17 protein-coding genes and 1 pseudogene are annotated in these 19375 nt (G+C 48.7%); 14 read left to right on the top strand and 4 right to left on the bottom strand.

Annotated features, from left to right (window positions below; genetic code table 11):
- Nucleotides 1-461: 461 nt before the first annotated feature.
- From NZ043_RS09105 to NZ043_RS09080, 6 genes are all read left to right on the top strand, one after another.
- Nucleotides 462-1994: a peptidoglycan DD-metalloendopeptidase family protein gene (locus tag NZ043_RS09105; protein ID WP_091035266.1), complete on the top strand. Its 1533-nt coding sequence runs from the start codon at nucleotides 462-464 to the stop codon at nucleotides 1992-1994.
- A 438-nt stretch (nucleotides 1995-2432) separates the two neighbouring features.
- Nucleotides 2433-3155: a response regulator YycF gene (gene yycF, locus NZ043_RS09100; RefSeq protein WP_074092884.1), complete on the top strand. Its 723-nt coding sequence runs from the start codon at nucleotides 2433-2435 to the stop codon at nucleotides 3153-3155.
- Nucleotides 3155-5005 (top strand): cell wall metabolism sensor histidine kinase WalK, encoded by a 1851-nt coding sequence (walK, locus tag NZ043_RS09095; RefSeq protein WP_133386401.1) that lies wholly within the window; start codon nucleotides 3155-3157, stop codon nucleotides 5003-5005. Before yycF ends, walK begins: the two co-directional genes overlap by 1 nt.
- Nucleotides 4989-6269, top strand: a complete 1281-nt coding sequence (gene yycH, locus NZ043_RS09090) for a two-component system activity regulator YycH (RefSeq protein ID WP_091035267.1) — start codon at nucleotides 4989-4991, stop codon at nucleotides 6267-6269. The genes walK and yycH overlap by 17 nt, the downstream gene beginning before the upstream one ends.
- A 274-nt stretch (nucleotides 6270-6543) precedes the next feature.
- Nucleotides 6544-7287, top strand: coding sequence for a two-component system regulatory protein YycI (yycI, locus tag NZ043_RS09085; protein ID WP_339311569.1), 744 nt, complete (start codon nucleotides 6544-6546; stop codon nucleotides 7285-7287).
- Nucleotides 7288-7293: 6 nt separating this feature from the next.
- Nucleotides 7294-8100, top strand: coding sequence for an MBL fold metallo-hydrolase (locus NZ043_RS09080; RefSeq protein ID WP_091035273.1), 807 nt, complete (start codon nucleotides 7294-7296; stop codon nucleotides 8098-8100).
- Here the strand turns inward: NZ043_RS09080 and NZ043_RS09075 are convergent.
- Nucleotides 8069-8281, bottom strand: a complete 213-nt coding sequence (locus NZ043_RS09075) for a hypothetical protein (RefSeq protein ID WP_036611899.1) — start codon at nucleotides 8279-8281, stop codon at nucleotides 8069-8071. The genes NZ043_RS09080 and NZ043_RS09075 overlap by 32 nt on opposite strands.
- A gap of 758 nt (nucleotides 8282-9039) precedes the next feature.
- Here NZ043_RS09075 and NZ043_RS09070 point away from each other — a divergent pair.
- The 7 genes from NZ043_RS09070 (at nucleotide 9040) to NZ043_RS09040 (ending at nucleotide 16038) form a co-directional block, all read left to right on the top strand.
- Nucleotides 9040-10317 carry a trypsin-like peptidase domain-containing protein gene (locus NZ043_RS09070; RefSeq protein ID WP_076320179.1) on the top strand — a complete coding sequence of 426 codons (1278 nt, stop codon included), beginning with the start codon at nucleotides 9040-9042 and terminating at the stop codon, nucleotides 10315-10317.
- Nucleotides 10318-10715: 398 nt separating this feature from the next.
- Complete coding sequence (locus NZ043_RS09065; RefSeq protein ID WP_240768221.1) at nucleotides 10716-11240, top strand: hypothetical protein; 525 nt, start codon at nucleotides 10716-10718, stop codon at nucleotides 11238-11240.
- 339 nt (nucleotides 11241-11579) lie between these two features.
- On the top strand, nucleotides 11580-11747 hold the full coding sequence (locus NZ043_RS09060) for a CxxH/CxxC protein (protein WP_017691462.1): 168 nt from the start codon (nucleotides 11580-11582) through the stop codon (nucleotides 11745-11747).
- A gap of 689 nt (nucleotides 11748-12436) precedes the next feature.
- Nucleotides 12437-12916: a 23S rRNA (pseudouridine(1915)-N(3))-methyltransferase RlmH gene (rlmH, locus tag NZ043_RS09055; protein WP_339311567.1), complete on the top strand. Its 480-nt coding sequence runs from the start codon at nucleotides 12437-12439 to the stop codon at nucleotides 12914-12916.
- Nucleotides 12917-13058: 142 nt separating this feature from the next.
- Nucleotides 13059-14075: an AraC family transcriptional regulator gene (locus NZ043_RS09050; protein ID WP_339311565.1), complete on the top strand. Its 1017-nt coding sequence runs from the start codon at nucleotides 13059-13061 to the stop codon at nucleotides 14073-14075.
- Between the two features lie 181 nt (nucleotides 14076-14256).
- Complete coding sequence (locus NZ043_RS09045) at nucleotides 14257-15216, top strand: SDR family oxidoreductase (RefSeq protein ID WP_339311563.1); 960 nt, start codon at nucleotides 14257-14259, stop codon at nucleotides 15214-15216.
- Nucleotides 15217-15411: 195 nt separating this feature from the next.
- The gene (locus NZ043_RS09040) at nucleotides 15412-16038 is read left to right on the top strand and encodes a DUF2306 domain-containing protein (RefSeq protein WP_133386398.1); all 627 of its coding nucleotides are present in this window, start codon (nucleotides 15412-15414) and stop codon (nucleotides 16036-16038) included.
- 129 nt (nucleotides 16039-16167) lie between these two features.
- Here the strand turns inward: NZ043_RS09040 and NZ043_RS09035 are convergent, their stop codons facing one another.
- Both NZ043_RS09035 and NZ043_RS09030 read right to left on the bottom strand, forming a co-directional pair.
- Nucleotides 16168-16329, bottom strand: coding sequence for a hypothetical protein (locus NZ043_RS09035; protein WP_339311560.1), 162 nt, complete (start codon nucleotides 16327-16329; stop codon nucleotides 16168-16170).
- A gap of 30 nt (nucleotides 16330-16359) precedes the next feature.
- A complete protein-coding gene (locus NZ043_RS09030) occupies nucleotides 16360-16626 on the bottom strand; it encodes a CPBP family intramembrane glutamic endopeptidase (protein WP_240768215.1) in 267 nt (88 codons plus the stop codon).
- Nucleotides 16627-16868: 242 nt separating this feature from the next.
- On the opposite strand from NZ043_RS09030, the pseudogene NZ043_RS09025 reads away from it, so the two are divergent.
- A pseudogene (locus NZ043_RS09025) lies at nucleotides 16869-17057 on the top strand (NADPH-dependent FMN reductase); the annotation flags it as partial.
- 37 nt (nucleotides 17058-17094) lie between these two features.
- Here the strand turns inward: NZ043_RS09025 and NZ043_RS09020 are convergent.
- Nucleotides 17095-19119, bottom strand: coding sequence for a hypothetical protein (locus tag NZ043_RS09020; RefSeq protein ID WP_339311556.1), 2025 nt, complete (start codon nucleotides 19117-19119; stop codon nucleotides 17095-17097).
- Nucleotides 19120-19375 lie beyond the last annotated feature (256 nt).

The raw sequence follows: 19375 nt of genomic DNA, 5'->3' as shown, positions 1-19375 counted from the left end.
GGCATGGGATGAAATCCAGTTTAAGATAAACCACAATCAGGTTGTTTACGTAATCCCTTATCAGAGTTGATCTGGTGAGGGATTTTATATGTATTTTTATGAAAAATAAAGCATATTTCACTGGGTCTTAGAACCTAGTCTTAATTTGCGAACAAAAGTACATAGTACAGCGGATGTTGAGGCATAATGGGTGATGGATCAGCCATACTATCTTATGGATAATTCAGGGAAACCAAGCGGGGCGTGGCTTTGCGGTGTGACGTATAGAGTTGAAATGAGTGTAAAACCTGTGTTAAAGTATACGGGTGTGATAAAAGGTTAAAATTTTGACACTTTTACGAGCGCAGCTAAAGTCCTGATTTTGCGGACACCCAATACAAGTATCAACGAGCATGGGACAGACACGATGGGTGATGTCTTGACAGAAATGCGAACTGAGAAGTGCTGAAAAGGAGAGAATCATGAAAGGTTTCAGAGGCATACGCCAACCGGGCAAAGACCGGGTACACGAACAATCCGGCGAACACCGGACGGCCGAAGACAAAAACAACATGAGCATGTCCACCTTCAGTGTGAATAAGAAGCGCGTTCTGGCCTCGCGCAAATGGATCATTACAGCAGCATGTGGTGTATTCATCGCAGCATCGCTCGGGTTCGCAGGCAAACAGTATGTTACTGCAAACACCGTACCGTACTATAAAGTAATGGTTAAAGGTAGCGAGATTGGTACCATTGCAGATGAGGCACAATTACAACAACTATTTACAGACAAAACTGAGGAATATCAACATAAATATCCGGATGCAGAGATGGTGCTGAACACGGATGGCATCACAACCGAAACGGTAAGAGCGTACAAACCTGAAGTAAACAGTGACGAGACGCTGGACAAACTGGGTGACATGCTGACAGCCTACGCCAAAGGTGTGGAGCTCAAGGTAGACGGTGAAGTCATTGGTATTGTGAAGGATCAGGCAACAGCTGATGCAATCCTGGAACAAGTGCAGAGCAAATACATATCGGCATCGGCTGTGCGAAGTTCGCTTAAGACGAAGTCGGTATCGGCTAACTCCTCGAAGAAAGACGAGGGACCAAGCACAACCCTGAAGTCGGTAGGTATCAAGGAAGATGTTGCGACGGATGTGGTGAAGGCTGATCCAAACAAAATATGGGATGTGTCCGAGGCGGTTAAAGCTTTAACCGTTGGTAAAGACGCGCCTGTAACTTATGTGGTTCGTGAAGGAGATACGATCTCTTCAATCGCCGCCAAGTATGAAATTACACAAAGCGAGATTCGCCAGCATAATCCGGGCATCAAGGAAACGTCGCTTCAAATCGGAGACGAACTGACCTTGACCGTTCCAAAACCGGCGGTAACCGTTAAATCGGTTGAGCAGGTTGTTGAACAGATTGAGATCAAACCACAAGTGGAAGTGCGCAAAAGTGCCGAGTTGAAAGCTGGTACAACTAAAGTCGTGCGCCCAGGACAAAGTGGCTTAAAAAGCATGCAGTACCGTATAACCAAAGAAAATGGTGAAGTGGTTCAGGAAGAGTGGCTTGGTCAGGAAGTGATTAAAGCAGCTGTAACTGAAGTGGTCCTTAGCGGAACAAAAGTTGTTGGTGAGGGCACAGGTGAATTTGCTTGGCCGGTATCAAATGCAACGATGAGCAGCAGCTTTGGACAACGTTGGGGTCGCCAGCACAAAGGTGTCGATCTGGTAGGTAACCGCGATGTGAAAGCGTCTGATGAGGGTGTAATTACTTTTGCAGGACAGAAAAGTGGTTATGGTAATGTCATCATTATTAACCACCGTAACGGATACGAAACATTGTATGGACATTTGAACAGCATTGGCGTTAAGGTTGGACAAGTGGTTGAAAAAGGCGAGAGTATCGGCGTTATGGGCAACACGGGTCGTTCGACTGGAACACATCTGCATTTTGAGATTATTAAGAATGGAACGGTAGAAAATCCGTTAACGTATCTGAACTAATATAGAGCTTAAGTAGAGCAAGGTTGGCTATAATGCTGGCCTTGTTTTTTGCTGCTGTAAAAAATTTTCAGATGAAAGACCTTCCAACCCTCGGATCGGGATGTGACGGTGCTTCAGGTATGTTAAACTAGATAATATAAACAACAAGCTATATAAGTTGAACTAATTATTTTTACGATAACGGAGAGGACAGAAAAAACCTGAAAAAGCGAAGCGTTCGCCTTTATCCCCGGATTTTCCCTTGAGAAAAGGGAATCGAAAAAATCTGGGGATAACAGCGATTGGAAGGTTGTTCTGTCATCGTAGTATGAGAGTAAATATTCTTTAGTTCAACTTATATTAGAGAAACCAATCAAGCAGGCTTGGTACAAGCTAAACATAGAAGAGAGATATAAACGCTAACGCGGATTAAGCAGGATATAGGGGTGAACTTAGCCGATGCAGGGGAAGATTTTGGTGGTGGACGATGAACAGCCCATCGCGGACATTCTGAAGTTTAATTTGGAAAAAGAGGGGTACGAGGTCATCTGTGCATTTGATGGCATTCGTGCGGTTGAACTGGCGTTATCCGAGAAACCGGATCTGATGCTGCTGGATCTGATGCTCCCGGGCAAGGACGGTATGGATGTCTGTCGTGAGGTGCGCGCTCATCTGGAGATGCCGATCATCATGCTTACCGCCAAAGATGGCGAGATTGACAAGGTGCTTGGACTGGAACTGGGTGCGGATGATTACGTGACGAAGCCATTCAGTACGCGTGAGCTGCTTGCACGGGTGAAGGCACAGATGCGCAGACGGCAAAAGCTTGCGATAACGGCCGAAGCGCCGGAAGATGAGGAAAAGCAGGTCATGCGGCTATTTGATCTGGCGTTTGATATGGACATGTATACGGCTTACAAAGGCGGGGAACCGCTCGATCTGACCCACCGTGAGTACGAACTTCTCTATTATATGGCGAAGCATTCCGGCAAGGTTATGACACGGGAGCATCTGCTGCAAGCGGTGTGGGGATATGAATATTTCGGCGATGTACGTACCGTGGATGTTACGATTCGTCGTCTGCGTGAGAAGATTGAGGAGAATCCGAGCAAACCGGAAACGATTCTGACACGCCGCGGGCTCGGTTATCTCGTGCGCAGTGCCAAAAGCGTGGGGATATAATGGGCCGATTCGCGCGATTCTCGTTCTTTCGAACGATTCAGGCGAAATTAATCATTATCTATGTACTGCTGATTCTGATTGCGATGCAATTGATCGGTGTTTATTTTGTTAGCGCGATGAAGAACTCGCTGACAAGTAACTTTACGGAAGACTTGCAGGCGCGTGCGGAGATGCTATCGGTTCTCGTGGGGGAGACGATGGCGGGTGGAGAAGCAGAGGCCGGCGAGGACAAAACGGAAAATCTGCGTGTGCTGGTGAACAACCTGTTCAACATTAACGGTGCCGAGATTCAGGTGTTGGATGCCAGCGGCAAGGTACTCACGACCTCGCTAAGTTCACATTCGGATTATGTAGGGCGCAAAAACACCCAGACCGTGGTCAGCCGTGCGCTGCAAGGCATTCGGGATAATGAGGAATACATCGTGGACGAGGATAATGTTCGCAAAAAGGTCGTCGCCAAGCCGGTGCTGTCCGGCGGCAAGATCATTGGCGCGGTCTACATCGCGGCGTCCATGAACGAGCTGTATTCCACGATGGAGGGAATCAACAAAATCTTTATCTCCGGCATTTTGATTGCCTTGGTGTTAACGGCGGTGCTTGGCGTGATCCTGTCCCATACGATTACGCAGCCGATTAAGGAAGTGACTCGGAGAGCGACAGCGGTCGCAGAAGGTAACTTTGATCAGCAGACACCTGTATTTGGCACGGATGAGATTGGTCAGCTCAGTCGGGCTTTTAACTATATGACCAGCAGGCTTCGGGATGCACTTTCACTGAATGAAGAGGAGAAGGAGAAGTTGACCTCCATTCTGACGAATATGAGTGATGGTGTGGTGGCTACGGATGAGTATGGTAAAGTCATTCTCGTAAACCGTCGTGCCAGCAGCATTCTGGGTATGCATCCTGCGGATATTGAAGGAAGACACTTTGCCATATTACTCGGCATTGATCCGGAAGATGCGGAAGCTCTCGCGAGTGGTTTCACAGGTTCAACGTTGCTGCAGATTGCACCCGCAGGACAAGAAGAGCCTGTGGTCATTCGAATGACGTTCACACCTGTTCATCGGCGTGAACGGGGAATCACAGGAACGATTGCCGTACTTCAGGATGTTACCGAGCAGGAAGAGCTTGAGGCATCCCGGCGTGAATTCGTAGCCAATGTATCCCATGAACTGCGCACACCACTGACCACGATCAAGAGTTACGCGGAAGCACTGGATGACGGTGCACTGGAAGATCCGCAGCTTGCCGGTCGTTTCGTGGGTGTTATTCAGAACGAGACGGAGCGAATGATACGACTGGTTACGGATCTGCTGCATTTATCGCGGCTTGATTCCAAAGAGGCTTTGCTACGTAAACAGCCAACAGACATCCTGGAAATGCTGGAGGAAGTGACGGATCGATTCTCGTTCCAGATGCATCAGAAGGATATTCAGCCTGTGCTGTCTGTAGAGAATGATATTCCGGCTGTTCCGCTGGATCGCGATCAGATTGATCAGGTGCTGGATAATGTCGTGTCTAATGCGCTGAAATATACATTGGAAGGCGGCACCATTACGATTGCAGCTAGACGCAGTGATGAACATGCACTTGCCATCTCGGTATCGGATACCGGAATGGGTATCCCACAGCGCGATCTGGATCGCATTTTTGAGCGATTTTATCGGGTGGACAAGGCTCGTTCCCGCAGTATGGGAGGCACAGGATTAGGACTGTCCATTGCCCGGGAAATTGTGAAGGCGCATGATGGCAGCATCTCTTTGGATTCTGAGGTAGACGTGGGAACGACAGTAACGTTCACACTGCCGATGCGTGAGAAAGGGGGTGAGCACCGTGAAGGAACGGATTAAATCCTTGGTGCTTGCTGCCCTTGTTGTAGCCAGTCTGGTTCAGAGTTATTTCCTGATCTACCGTTTGCCCGGAGGCGGGGATTCCATCGTGACGTCAGAGACGAATTATGTGAAGACGGAAAATATGGGTCAGGAACGCAATATTGAAGAATTGATCTTCCCCGATCAGATGATTATTCATCTGGGTGAGGATAAACATACGGTGTTTTACCCTGGCAATACGTTCTATCAGTTGATCTATTCACGGTTACAGGGGCGTGCTTTCGATGATTTTCAGCGCCGCAGTGTGCAATCGGTGAACTGGGATCAGATTCGCAAGGAGAACCCTGGGTTTGAGCTATCGTTCAAAGAAGGCATTCCCGTAGCATTGTTACAGCGGGTGATGAGGCTTGGGACGGATTCCTTGTTCCAAGGGGAGACCATTAACCGCATTTCGATCTATACGTCCAAAAATGAAACGAAGGCCCATGCGCTGTTCTTCAGCGCCAAGGGAGACGTGGTGTACGAAGCAACGCAGGCGGACCTGACAGTACAAGACGTGCAACAGCATGTTGACTTCGGTACGAACTGGACGCCATATACGTTGATGGACGGCGGGTATTATATCCCGGCGGAAGCTCTGGAGACGATTGAAGCCGATGTGCCGACAGGTCAGTTCACGGTTGAGCAGATGCAGCGTAGTCTGTTCTTTGATCCAAGCATGACCCGGAACATCCGGGAAAAAGATGGATCGGAGATCTACACGGACAGTAAACGTAGTCTGCAGGTGAAACAGGAACAACGCTGGATCAGTTACACCGATCCGGCCGCACCGCCTGCGGGACAGATTGACCCCGCGAAGGATGCGCTGTCTGCGGTTGATTTTGTGAATCAGCATGGCGGCTGGAAAGGCCGGTCGCGCATGATGCTGGAGACCGCCGACAGCAAGACGCGGCTTGAATTTCAACAGTATTATGGCAGCTATCCGATTATGGATTCCATGCAGTTCCGCTTTGGCACGATCACCATGGAGATGCAGCAGGAGACGGTATCCAGCTATGAACGATCACTGGAATACCTGAACGAAGGTGCAGAGACGAAGAAATCGGTAAAGTTGCCTGGCGGAGACAAGCTGAAAGCTCTTATTAAAAAGGTGGCAGGTGAGAATCGCCAGGTTGTGGACGTGTACCCGGCTTATCGTCCTTCTTCGATTGAGGACGGACTAAAGCTGATTCCGGTATGGGTAATCCGCTTTGGAAACGGGGAGGAAACCACCGTTTCTTGATGGGTTGTAGGGTAACGGAGTCATTCGATATCCGAGCGAGGTGTAAGATCACACGATAACGGAGAGGGCAGAAAAAAGCTGTAGAAGCGAAGCCAAAAGCTTTCTGAAAGAAAGCTGCATCGAAAGCATACGCTTCGCCTTTATCGCCGGATTTCTTCCTTAGGAAAAGGGAATCAAGAAATCTGGGGATAACAGCGATCGGAAGGTTGTTCTGACCACGGAGTGGGCCAGTGTGATATTAGTTGCTTTTATATAATGGACGGAGGTGAATGTTTTGGATTGGGGACGGGCGAAAAATGTGTTGATCTATGCCTTTCTGCTGCTCAATCTGGTGCTGGGATACCAGATCTGGATGGATGCGCGCGAGACGGCCGGAGCCAATCTGGACTTCACCTCACTGGCAGATAATACACAGCAGGCGATGGAAGAGAAGGACATTCAGGTGCTGGCTCCGATTCCGAATGAAACGCCAAAGCTGCCAAAGTTGTCCTATGAGTTCATTGAAGAGGACAAGGCTGGCGTGGATATGGAACTGGAACAGCCTGTAGATAGCAAGTTAATCTTCTCGCAGAGCGAGCTGGAAGATGCATTAGAGCGTGAGATTCCACAGATCGGGACGTATCGGCTGGATCAGCTGATGGCCGAGGATGGGGCTTTTGTGCTTCACCCACTGGTGGATGGCAAATGGCCGCTCTTCAATGTGAGTCTGGAGCTATTCTACAGCGACCAGAAAATAACGGGTTACCGTCAAACTCCAGTGCGGATTACAACCGCAGAGGAGAGCGATCAGCAGGTGCTTCCGGCGTCGAAGGCGCTGGGAACACTGATCGAGAACTTTTTGCCAAATGATGCAATTGTCAAAGATATTCAGCTGGGCTATTACGGCCAGTTGTTCAATTCAGATATACAGGTAGCGATGCCGGCATGGCGGTTCGTGCTGGAAAGTGGCGAAGTGTTGTACGTGCAGGGCATCAGTGGGGATGTATTCAGTCCCAAGACAGACAAACCAGGGGAGTAATGCGTTATGGGGATATATTTTACCGTGTTATCCAGCGGTTCGACAGGTAATGCCACAGTCATACAACATGGGGGTACCTCACTCATGATTGACGCGGGTCTTAGTGCGAAGCGATTGGATGCACTGTTTCAGGAAAGGGAGATTTCTGGGGCGGAACTGGACGGGATTCTGGTTACACATGAACATTCCGATCACATTAAAGGACTAGGCGCGATGTCTCGGAAATATAATTTACCAATCTACGCGAATCTGAATACGTGGGCGGCACTGGAGAAGTCGGTTGGGGCGATTCCAGAGGAAAACCGGAGGGTATTTGAGACGGGTGAAAAGCATGATTTTGGTTCACTGCGCGTGGAATCCTTCGGGATCTCGCATGATGCGGCTGAGCCGGTAGGTTATACGTTCGATGATGGTACGGAGAAGCTGTCTGTTGCAACGGATCTCGGGTACATGAGCGACAAGGTTCGCGATGCGATCGCAGATTCTGACGTACTGGTGCTGGAGGCGAATCATGATGTCGAATTGCTGCGTATGGGGCGTTATCCGTGGAACACCAAGCGCCGGATTTTGAGTGACATTGGGCATTTGTCGAACGAAGCAGCAGGGGCAGCGCTTAGTGAACTGATGAACGGACGCATCAAGCGCACGTATCTGGCACATCTTAGCCGAGATCATAATATGATGGACTTGGCGAAAATGTCGGTGCGCGACGCGATGGAGAGCCGTGGATGTTTTTATCGGGATCATGAGTTCAAACTCTGTGATACCTATTATGACCGTCCTACGCCATGGGATAGGGTGGGTGAGCCATAAAGCTGTCGAGTTCGGCGGCTTTGCGCTCGACTTCCTCGCGGGTCAGAATTCCTTTATCAATAAGCAGTTCGATGATGGTACTGAGTGCAAGTGTGTTGCGATAGTGTTCTTCTTTGAGATCGGCCAGCTTGGCCGCCATATGAACTTCATCCATGGCTGTGAGTGTACGTGTGCGATCCATATATATCCTCCTCTATGAAGCTTCGAATTGTCTTTTACTATTATTGTAGTCAGGCTTGATGGAAAACATTCCTCTTTTTGCCGCTAACATTTGTGTGATGAGACGTGTATGCTGAACCTGTGACTATGCAGGGGTGAAAAAGTTCTTCAAATTTGCCAAAATGGCGCTTAGCGGACCGGATTTTGTGGTGATAGATACTATGGACCTTTATTGTTAAGAGCGTTATAGCGGAAATGTGCGTTAATTTTCGTAAATATGCAACTTTTTGGGATTTGGCGTGTTTAGTATATAAGGAGCATTGTGATTTTGGCTGTTTTGCGTGTGAAATGGCATGTCATAGAATGCGAGAGCATGATTGATAGAGTCACTGACAGAATGGCGTGTCCGTTCTGTTGTACATAGACGCTGTATCTTGATTTGATGCCGGGATGCGGCGATATGAAAGACCATTTTATAAAAATGCAAAAAAGCATGGGAAACCGAGAGGTTATTTACGGTACGCACGTAACGAAAGACACAGAACGAGGCTGGAGAAGCGAAGCGTTCGCCGAAAAGCTTTCTGAAGGAAAGCTACTTCGAGAGCATACGCGATGAACAAATTTCACCCTGAAAGTGGGATGGGAATTTGTGAGTAACAGCGATCGAAAGCTCGGCTGTGGCTGGAGTGGGGTAACGTAAGAACACCATCGTTGAACCATGCGACAACTTAGGCGGCAGTCAGGGTCTTGATGCGTGACAACGAAGGGGAGAGGATCACGATGGGATTGTTTGGAGACGATTTTTATTCAACCAAAGTATCAAGACGCGCCGAACCTGAACAGAAAGGCAAACTTCAGATCATCCGCCCTGGAGGCAGAGCACGTGGACGTGACCGCTGGAGCAATCCGCGCAGATCGCGTACGGGAATCAGTTCCACAGTGAAGGTAGCTGTGATTAGCTCGGTGATCAGCTCCATCGTGACCGTCCTGCTGTTTAGCTTCATCACACAGCCCGCTTCGTTACCGCTGGCTAATGCTACGGGGAATGGTGGTGGAGGCGGTGCACAGACAGCGCAGGCAGCTGATCCATACGATCGGATTATCCAGGCGGCAGCCCATGTTCGTCCTTCCGTGGTGAGCATTGTGAACCATAAAACGGGTAGCAGTCTGTCGATGGAAGATTCGGCGCTGGGCTCAGGGGTCATTTTCAAAAAGGAAGATGGCAAGGCCTACATCATGACCAACCACCACGTCGTGGAGGGTGCGAGTGATCTGGAGATTGTGACCGTAGATGGGGAGACACACAAAGCGAAGCTGGTCGGTAAAGACCGTGTAAGTGACATTGCTGTACTATCCGCAGAAGATAAAGGGCTGGGTGCAGTCGCGGAAATTGGCGATTCCAGCAAACTTCAGCGCGGTCAAACGGTGTTGGCAATCGGAAACCCACTCGGTCTGGGCGGTACGCTGACATCCGGTATTGTCAGTTACACGGATCGTATTCTACCGGTATCGATTAATCAGGATGGAGTATACGACTGGGAGCAAAACGTAATTCAGACGGATGCGGCGATTAATGAAGGCAATAGCGGTGGTGCATTGGTCGATCTGAACGGCAAAGTGGTCGGCATCAACACGATGAAGATCTCGGATACGGGTGTTGAAGGTCTCGGCTTCGCGATTCCGATGAACGAAGTGATGAAAACAGTAGATTCCCTGCTACTGAACGGCAAAGTATCTCGTCCATACCTGGGCGTGTACACGGTCGATCTGAGCAACCCATATGCACCACTGGATGACGAGCAGCGTAAGGATCTGAAGCTGCCATCTCATGTGGACAGCGGTGTGGTTGTGCTGGAAGCATCTGGTCCAGCATCCGAAGCCGGCATGAAGCTGAATGATGTCATTACGGAATTTGACGGGCAAAAAATTACCTCTACGCTGGATCTACGGAAATATCTGTACGATGAGAAGAAGATTGGGGATACGATTGAAGTGACCTTCTACCGGGATGGCAAAGCTGAGAAAGTATCGGTGAAGCTGACTGATAAACCGGAGTAAGGGAAGTTCAGCGAGCGAGCCTATACTGTTGCGTGGATTGAAATAGGGAATGCTAGAAGAGTGATCAGATCAACTGACCACTCTTTTTTAGTTGTTGGATGATGAGCATTACGCAATGCTTGATTGTAAGGGATGGGTTAGGTTGTAATTAAAGAAGAAAAGGAGTACTTAACTGGTACTTACCACTGGCCGACTATGAGTGGACTTGTTCATTCGACAGTAAATGAGTAGATTAAGCATTTATATCTTCCCATGATCAGTTAGACCCGGAGCCAAAGGAGCAGATACATAAGACTAGGGCTGTGGTAAACTGTTGTCAATATGTTGGAGACGGTCGCTGATGCAATAACATCTGTTTGTCGATCTAATTTTATTTCAGGATGGAAGGGGTATTTTTGATGAAACATTTGAAGAAAAAGATGCTTGGGGGAACGAGTTTGGCTCTGTCCCTGTTTATGTTGTCCGCCTGTGGGTCTGAGGTAGCTACGACAGGAGCATCTGTAGATACAAGTGCTTTGCAGGAGAAGATTGCTGGCCTAGAGAAGAAACTGGTGGAGCAAGGAGCCAAGAGCGTTGAGCAGGAGCAAAAAATCGCAGCACTTGAGACCAAGTTGAATGAGCTGAGTACAAATGTGATTGCTGCAGGTGGAGCTGGTGGTCAAACGCCTGTAACATCGGGAAATAACGGATCGGCCGGGAAAGGCGATGGAGTCCTGATTACGTTTGCCCAGTATGAGAAGCTTGAGGTTGGCATGTCGGTGGAAGATGTCATCGAGATCCTTGGCGGTGAAGGTGAAGCGCTGAGTGAAGCGGAGAATATGGTGGTTTACAACTATAAAGGCACAGCCGGCAATGGTGCCAATGCGGTTATTGCTTTTCAAGGCGGGAAGCTGTTGACGAAGGCGCAGTCGGGATTGAATTAAAACGAGTGTGGATTAGAGACAATTCATGGAATGGAACAGGGCAATAAGTAACTCTGTATTCGTAATTTAGGCGCAGGAGCAAGATTCATTCGCTATGTGAAGTGATTGTTAATGTTACAGGAGCATTCTTTTCGTAGTACCGTAAAGGTATCGGGAAGGATGCTTTTTGTGTTCTTTTACGGCGAATGGAGAGGTTTGTTGGAGGTTGGGCACGATAAATTAGGGCTGGGGGTTTCTTTTCGGCGGCAGGTGTGATAGAACTGAGAAGTGGCTATCCTGTAATGGGATAAGCGGTTGTGAATCGGGAACATAGCTGGTTACAGAAAGGATGCTTAACGGATGTACGTTGTATGCAAAGAACACGTGGACATTGCCATCGACATGTTTGTCGATGAGTATGAGGACGCTCCAGATATCGTTGATCTGAAGGAGACGGAATTTGCCGATTGGGACCCGCCTGCGAAGTGCGCAGAGTGCGAACAGCACGCGGAATTCCTCGTCGTTTAGCGTACTGTAGGACTTAGATGGCCGGAGGCGTGACTATAGGTGGCGCTTCTGGCTGACTTTCCATCCGGTATGAACATCACAGCAAGAAGCCAAGGAGAGCGTGATTAGCGCTCTTTTTGTCTTTGTGGGGGAATTGGTGGTGGTTGTTAGGCAGCGTGGCGTTGGCGAGGGTTGTGGGGGATGAAGGTGGAGTAGGACAGTAGGAGAAGATTAAGCTAGGTAGGCGCCGAGCCGAGTTCTGAGTTGGGGTGAGCCAGGTTGTAGCAGACGTGCAAGGTGTGTAGGTAATAGAAATGGAAGCTGCTGAGGCATGGGGAAAGTAGAATTTGGGTGACAGCGATGTCGGTAGGGACGGTGGCGTGGCTGGGTTGGGCGGAGTAACTCTAAAGAACCTGACAGACCTTATTCGGGGCAAACACTGCCTGGTTGAAATCTAACGAATCGTAGACACGTTATATTGCTGAAATGGTCTCGAAAGAGGTGGGGAAGGCTCGTTTTTAGTGGGATAGCGTGTTTCAGATTCGTTAGATTTTAAAGGAGCCGAAATGAGGCTGAATAAGGTGTGTGGGATTCGTTAGAATTGGAGAGATATGTAGGTATACTACAGTTGGAACAAACGATGCTGTGAAGCTTCTTACTTATAGAAAGAATATTGTGCAAGCAAGATAATTTAGGAGGAATGATTTTTCGTGTTTATTCAGATTATTGGCGTAGGCAAATTGAAGGAAAAGTATCTCACGCTGGGCATTCAGGAATATGCCAAGCGTCTCGCCCCGTACATCAAGTTTCAGATGATCGAGGTCGCAGACGAAAAGGCCCCCGATACCCTGAGCGAAGCTGAGGTTCGGGCGGTAAAAGAGCGCGAGGGCGAACGCATCCTCGCACATGTGAAGAGCGAGGCGCATCTTGTCGCGCTCGCATTGGATGGCCAGCTCTGGAGTTCCGAAGAGCTGGCATTGGAGATCGACAAGCTCGGCACGTATGGGACGAGCCATGTCGTGTTTGTCATCGGAGGAAGCCACGGGCTCTCCGATGAGGTGTTGCGCCGTGCGAAGCAGCGCTTGAGCTTCGGGCGCATGACCCTGCCGCATCAGCTTATGCGGCTGGTATTGGTGGAGCAGATTTATCGCGCGGTGAAGATAAATCGGGGGGAACCGTACCATAAGTAAAGCACATTGGGAGGCGATAGCGAGAAATGCTGTCCGCTTCGTGCTAGCAGGGAATCCCCTCGGACTTGCAGAAGGGAAGACTTGAGATATCCATGCTAATTTAACTTTAATGCTTAAGCTTTCTGGATGCGCCTGTGGTATCATGAACATGCCTATCATCCCGTTACATCTGAGGGGGAAGAAGTTGCTTGTGAACATGGACAATTACTATAAATATGAGGATGTATCTGTATTAGATGATGCCAATTCAGCGCTAGATAGTGAAGCAGCTCGGTTGGCAAGTTTGATTTACACGCATACTTCGCAGGATGGGACCTATGCTTCACCAATCCATGGTCTGTATGTGAACCGATATTCGCAAGTAGAAGCGGCGGATGATGTTCACACTATGTTCTCGCCGGTAATCTGCATTGCAGCGCAAGGGAAAAAGCGAATTACCGTAGGCAAGGATGCTTATGAGTATGGTGCTTCGCGAATGTATATTGCCCCCGTTGCCTTGCCTGTTGCGATGAAAATCATGCAGGCCAGCCCCCAAATACCGTTCTTGGGGATAGGTCTATACCTCGATCCGCAAAGGATTGCTTCGTTGCTGCCGATGGTATTTCCTAATGGTTTACCGGAGGTTCGCAATCGCAGTGCGTGCTATGTCATCGAAGCAGACTTGGCTATGATGAACGCCGCTGCAAGATTGATGGCTTGCCTGTCCTCTCCCGATGATGCTCAAATGCTGGCTCCATTGGTGAAAGACGAGATTTATATCCGCATCCTCCGTAGCCCAATCGGTGTTTATGTTGCCGAGACTGTTCTGGCGGAATCGGGCATGCAGCAGGTTGCAAAAGCGATTGATTGGCTCCAAAATAACTTTTCTCAGCCGTGGAAAGTAGCGGATTTGGCGGAGCTGGTCCATATGAGCGAATCTTCGTTTCGCGAGTATTTCAGATCGGCTACTGCGATGAGCCCTCTGCAATATCAAAAGGTGCTGCGCCTGCAAGAGGCGAGGCGTCTAATGTTATCCAGCTCCATTGACGCAACTACGGCGAGCCGGCGTGTAGGCTATTTGAGCGATTCCCAATTTAGCCGCGATTACAGCCGATTTTTTGGGTGCCCTCCAACTAGAGATATCACAAGGTGGCGTCAGGACCAGCAACAGTTGAAGTGAAACGCACATGTAAACGGCTTTTCAAATTTCCGCGGGCATAGAGCCTAGCGGATTTTTCCTTTTTAAGCGGCGGAATCTGTTGAATCAGGCAAAAACTCCGACGGAAAAGGCAAAGACCGCAGTAGTCAATCCCCTATACTAAGAGTAAACATCCTATCGATAGGAAAGGGGATTTCTGAAAATGCGTGTATTGGTTACAGGGGCGACAGGCTTTATCGGAGGGGCGGTCGTTCGCGAACTGCTGGATGCCGGTCATCAAGTGGTTGGTCTTGCCCGTTCTGAAAAAGCCGGCAAACGGCTTACGGCACTGGGTGCCCAGGTTCAAGTCGGTTCGATTGAGGATTTAGCAGGCTTGCGCAAAGTGGCTGCTGCAGTAGACGGGGTCATTCATTTGGCCTTCTTCCACAAGTTCTCGCATGCGGGCCTTCCAACTCGGCTTAGGGTTTTATTCGGCGGGAATCCTCGTCATGTAGTGATGCGATTTATGAAGGCTGCAATTGAGACCGATAGGCGAGCCATCGAGACACTTGGCACCTCCTTACCCGCCGGTGACCGGGCGCTTGTCGTCGCGATGCCTACGATGACGCTTACTCCCGGCCGTCTCGGAACGGAGGCCAGCGCTGGGGATCCTCAATCGCAAGGTGGATTACGCATCATTTCAGAACATACCACCCTAGACTTGGCGAATCGTGGGATACGTTCCTCGATTGTACGCCTCCCACCGATCGTACACGGTGAAGGCGATAAGACGGGCTTGTTCCCAAATCTGGTGAACATCGCTCGCAAGAAGGGGTTCTCCGCCTATACAGGCTCCGGTAACAACCGTTGGCCATCCGTGCATCTACTGGATGCGGCGCGCCTTTTTAGACTCGCCTTAGAACAAGCTCCGGCAGGGTCCCGGTTTCATGCAGTGAGCGAAGAGGGCATTCCATTTCAAGAGATCGCCACGGCTTTGGGCCTCCATTTGAACTTGCCGGTCCAAGGTATTGGGGTTGAAGAAGCAGGTAAACATTTCGGATGGCTTGCACCCTTCACGAAAACGGATAATCCAGCGTCCAGTGCGTTGACGCAGGAGCGTGTAGGATGGAAACCAGTACATCCTACCCTTTTAGATGATATTCGGAAGGGGTATTATTTCTAACTGTAAAGCTGGGAGGAAGCGAAGATCCGTTTGCACCAAAAGTACGGCAGGAAACTTGACCACGACAAGCGTTGAATTTGTATGTCCCTTTCTGGCCGATGCCTTAATCGAGAAGATCGGTATTGACTCTATAGCCACTATAGGGTTTAAAGGGACAACAGCTTCACGGTGCATCAACGGAGGAGGATAATTCTAATGGGAAATAAGATGATTCGGGCACTCGTTTTCATTCTTGCATTTTCGATTGCCGGATACGCAATTGTTCAGTATGGCGTGCTTAAAGCTAGTGATGCAGGACTTGTCTCTTTCAAATTGCAAAAGCCGAATTTTGAACTCAAACCATGGATATATGTACTATACATCCATATTGTTACCGCGATATTTGCCTTGATCATAGGACCCTTTCAACTATTTATGAAGCCAACGAATGATAGGAAACGTTGGCATCGCCTATTGGGGTATGGATATGTTCTTTCGATTACAGTTAGTGGGATCGTGAGTGTTTATTTATCCCTTTTTGCCACGGGAGGTTGGATTGCCGGGCTTGGGTTCATGTCGCTCGATGTATTGTGGGTTGCGACGACGCTTATTGCAACGAGAAAAATTATGGCGAAAGACATCCAAGCTCATAAAGCATGGATGCTTCGCAGTTATGCGCTTACTTTTGCAGCGGTCACGCTTCGAATCTGGTTAGCGCCGCTGAATCTTCTGCTTGGCGATTTCGAGGCGGCGTTTCGGGTTGTCGCTTGGGTTTGTTGGATTCCTAATCTGCTCGTCATAGAAGCCGTGATTTCCAGAATGAGGTTGCGGCCGCGGCAATGATTCACAACTGCCAGCTACAGAAGGAACGCTAAATGCGCTCCTTCTGTACAATGAGAATTAATCGAATCAGTTCATGAGCTGGACAATCTTTTCAAGCTCCAACTTTCCATCCAAATAGCGGGAAACAAATCATGGCCGTTTCTGTGCAGCACCGATCAGCATCGGAATGGCAATCACAATTCCCAGGATCACCGTAACAATAGAGCCCTCCAGGTCAAAATCTCCCCCCGTAAGCCATGCTGCGCTGTCAGCCTTCACCGTAAACAACCCGGCCGCAGGGAGTCCGGACACAGGAATGCCAAGCACACCTTCAAGTGCATTCTAAGCGAAATGCAGCCCCATGGCGAACCACAAATTACGCCGCCACAAGAATGCAGCTCCGAGCAGAACCCCTGCTTCCAGGGTGATGGCAAGTGCGCTCCATAGTGTTGCTCCTGGATTGCCAAGATGGAAGGCTCCGAAGGTGAGCGAGGTTACCGCAAGTGCAATCCAGCTGACCCATAATTTCTGTATAGATTGAAGCATCAATCCACGAAACACCAGTTCCTCGATGATGGCTGCGCTCAGCGCAGTTTCAATGGACGTCATGAGAATAGAAACCGGATCTGCAGCAGCAGCCCATTGGAAGGAGTAGCCGCCGAGCAGAACAATAATAAGTGTAGAATATGGCTCCCGTGATTATGCCCCGGACAGCTTCCACCCCTGCATGCTGCCCGGATAGCTCTGGAATGGGCCGCCATGCCACGTATTTCATAATAAGCTTATAAAATAGGATGGCTGCTAAGCTCAACAGGAGTGTTAAGAATAAGGAACCGACCCCTTCTACTCGCTCGGTCAATTGGTTATCCCGAGTGAATCGAGTTATGATCGGGAAACCCTCATGGATCGTAGGATCTTCCATGGGGCTGCTGGGTTCGGTCAAAGCTCAAGGCCATCTTCGTGATATTCTGTTTTCTTCGGGCATTTCCTCGCCACCTTTGCCGGGAAATGAAGTATATATTGGCATAGTTCATGAAAAGTTTCACCTAAAATCATGACTGGACCCTCAAGAATAAACTAAATTTCAAAATCAAGAGTACCCTGTTCGGTTAATTCAAAGGGACCAGGTGTAACATCTGCATCGGGTCTCTTTGTTCCGAAAAAGTCGGAGTCAAATTGATAGGGAGTGCTGTCTGGTTCCTCATACTTCATATCGGCGTGATACGTCTTTCCAAGCAGGTCCGTGGTAATCAACAGGGCAGAGGCTCCCCGAAGCAATTCGGGCTCATTGATCTGAATGTGCACCTTACCTTGCGCAGGATCAATCTCAACATTGATTCCCTTCTGTGCAACAATCTTCGCATCCGATTCGTGACGACTTGGAACCGCATCGTTAAGAAATGCATTGCCACCCATAGCCACCGGAAGAACGGCATTGCCTATAAAGAAATCCTTCGCCGCATCGCCAAGCTCAAGAAGCTCCTCTTTGGTGTATTCCCACCATTTCTTATCTTTCACATCAGGATGTTGATCGTAGCCTCCAAGTCCCACAGCATGCAGATAACATATGGAATTGTCCGGGACACCATCCATGACCGTCTTCCCGTCCTCTCCAACTTCATCCCTTGGTTTAAGGGGAAGATGCTCAAAAAAGGTGATGGGCGTAGGTTCCTTATTAGGATCATTGTCTCCTATAAAGATATTATTGTAGTACCTGTCATCGCCTCCAGTGATATTGGAGTATCCGGCCATGGCAGTCTCGTGAGGGAAGTGATATGGCGTAATACGAGTAATTTCAGAACGAACTACAAATCTCCCTGCAAACAAATTATGAGCAAATGCCCCGCCCTGAGCCATATTTCTGAAATTCATCGGAGAGAGAAATAGATTGTGATCGACCATATACGGACCATGGCAAACCTCAACGAAGAGGTCCTCCGAAAGATTGTCAAAAAATACATTACGGCTGATGCGAGTGCCCTGTGCCTGCCAGTCCAGCCAAAGCGCACGGTAACAGCTATACATTATATTTTCGCTAATTTGAGTATCCAGTGAAGCATGCAGTTTAATTCCCGCTACTTCGGCACCGTGTCTGAGTCGTTTGTGGTGAATATTATAAATACGGTTCTGATATATGTGGCTGAAGGCTGCTCCCATATGACCCACAATACCTGCCTGTTCACAATCATGAATTACATTACATCGAACAATGTGACTTCCGATGTTATCCTTATGCCAGCCGGAGCGTAATGCTCGTAAAATAACCTCCTGCTCGCGCTGAGTACCGCCTTTACTATGCTTCTCCAAAGACTTGCTGTGACCTGTACCGATTTCGGTACCCAGACTAATACCAACGCATTTGGATTCACTGATGATATTGTTTTCAATAATCCAGCCCTTGCTCCAGTGAGGTCCAATCAAACCTTCCTGGTAGTCCGTAGGTGGTGCCCATTGGGGGGAGGCTTGACGAAGAGTAAAACCGCTTACGGTGATGTAGTTAATTCCCGGTTTCTCAGGCCAGAAGCAATAAGGACGTACATTAATTTCTACATTTTCCTTACAAGGATCTTTTCCACCAAAGTTGGCCCAGATTTTGGTTGTCGTAGAACCAACCTCGGCATACCATTTTAACAATGAATCCTTGGGATACTTGGCTTCGGGCCAAACTTCAGGATTGTGAACGCTTTCAACACTATTGCACTCATATAATGATTTGCCATTCTGATAGACATCGCCGAGATGAACCGGGAAAGGCCCGTCAAACAACCAGTCTCCACTGAGCTCCACCTCAAAGGGATTACGAACGGAAAAGATAGAGTTGAGCACTTCTGTGCTCCAAACATGGTCTCCTTCAGACTTCCAGTTGGTAATCCGCTCAGCTCCTGTAATCACAACTTCCCCGTCTCCTGCGGATCGATATACGATTCGATGCTCCGCTGTTCCTCCATTCGCCGGGTTAACCCATTCCCTGTATACTCCCGCATGAACAATAACGGTATCACCAGCCATGGCATGAGCCGCAGCGCGTGATATGGTACGAAGGGGTTGATCTGCTGTTCCTTTTCCTTGATCATTCCCATGGTTGGATACATGATATTCCATAACAACTCTCCTTCTATTTTAAAATGTTTGTTGTATCCCGTTATTATACTAGAAAATAAATGTAATGGGAGAGATAGGAAGGCGGGTATCAGGCTAAATTGATATTGATATGAGGTAAACCATATCTAGTACCCTATGAGGTTGTGGTTTTTTTTGCTTTTTGAGTCTTTTAGCTATTGTTAAAAGCTATGACTAGCCATGCTTTTTTCATATAACAAGCATTCCTTTTCATCATGCTATACTCATTAGACTAAAA

Source organism: Paenibacillus sp. FSL k6-2145, from assembly GCF_037976585.1.
Lineage (GTDB): Bacteria > Bacillota > Bacilli > Paenibacillales > Paenibacillaceae > Paenibacillus.
The sequence above is the reverse complement of the archived record's forward strand: the minus strand, read 5'-3'. Positions and strand labels throughout refer to the sequence as shown.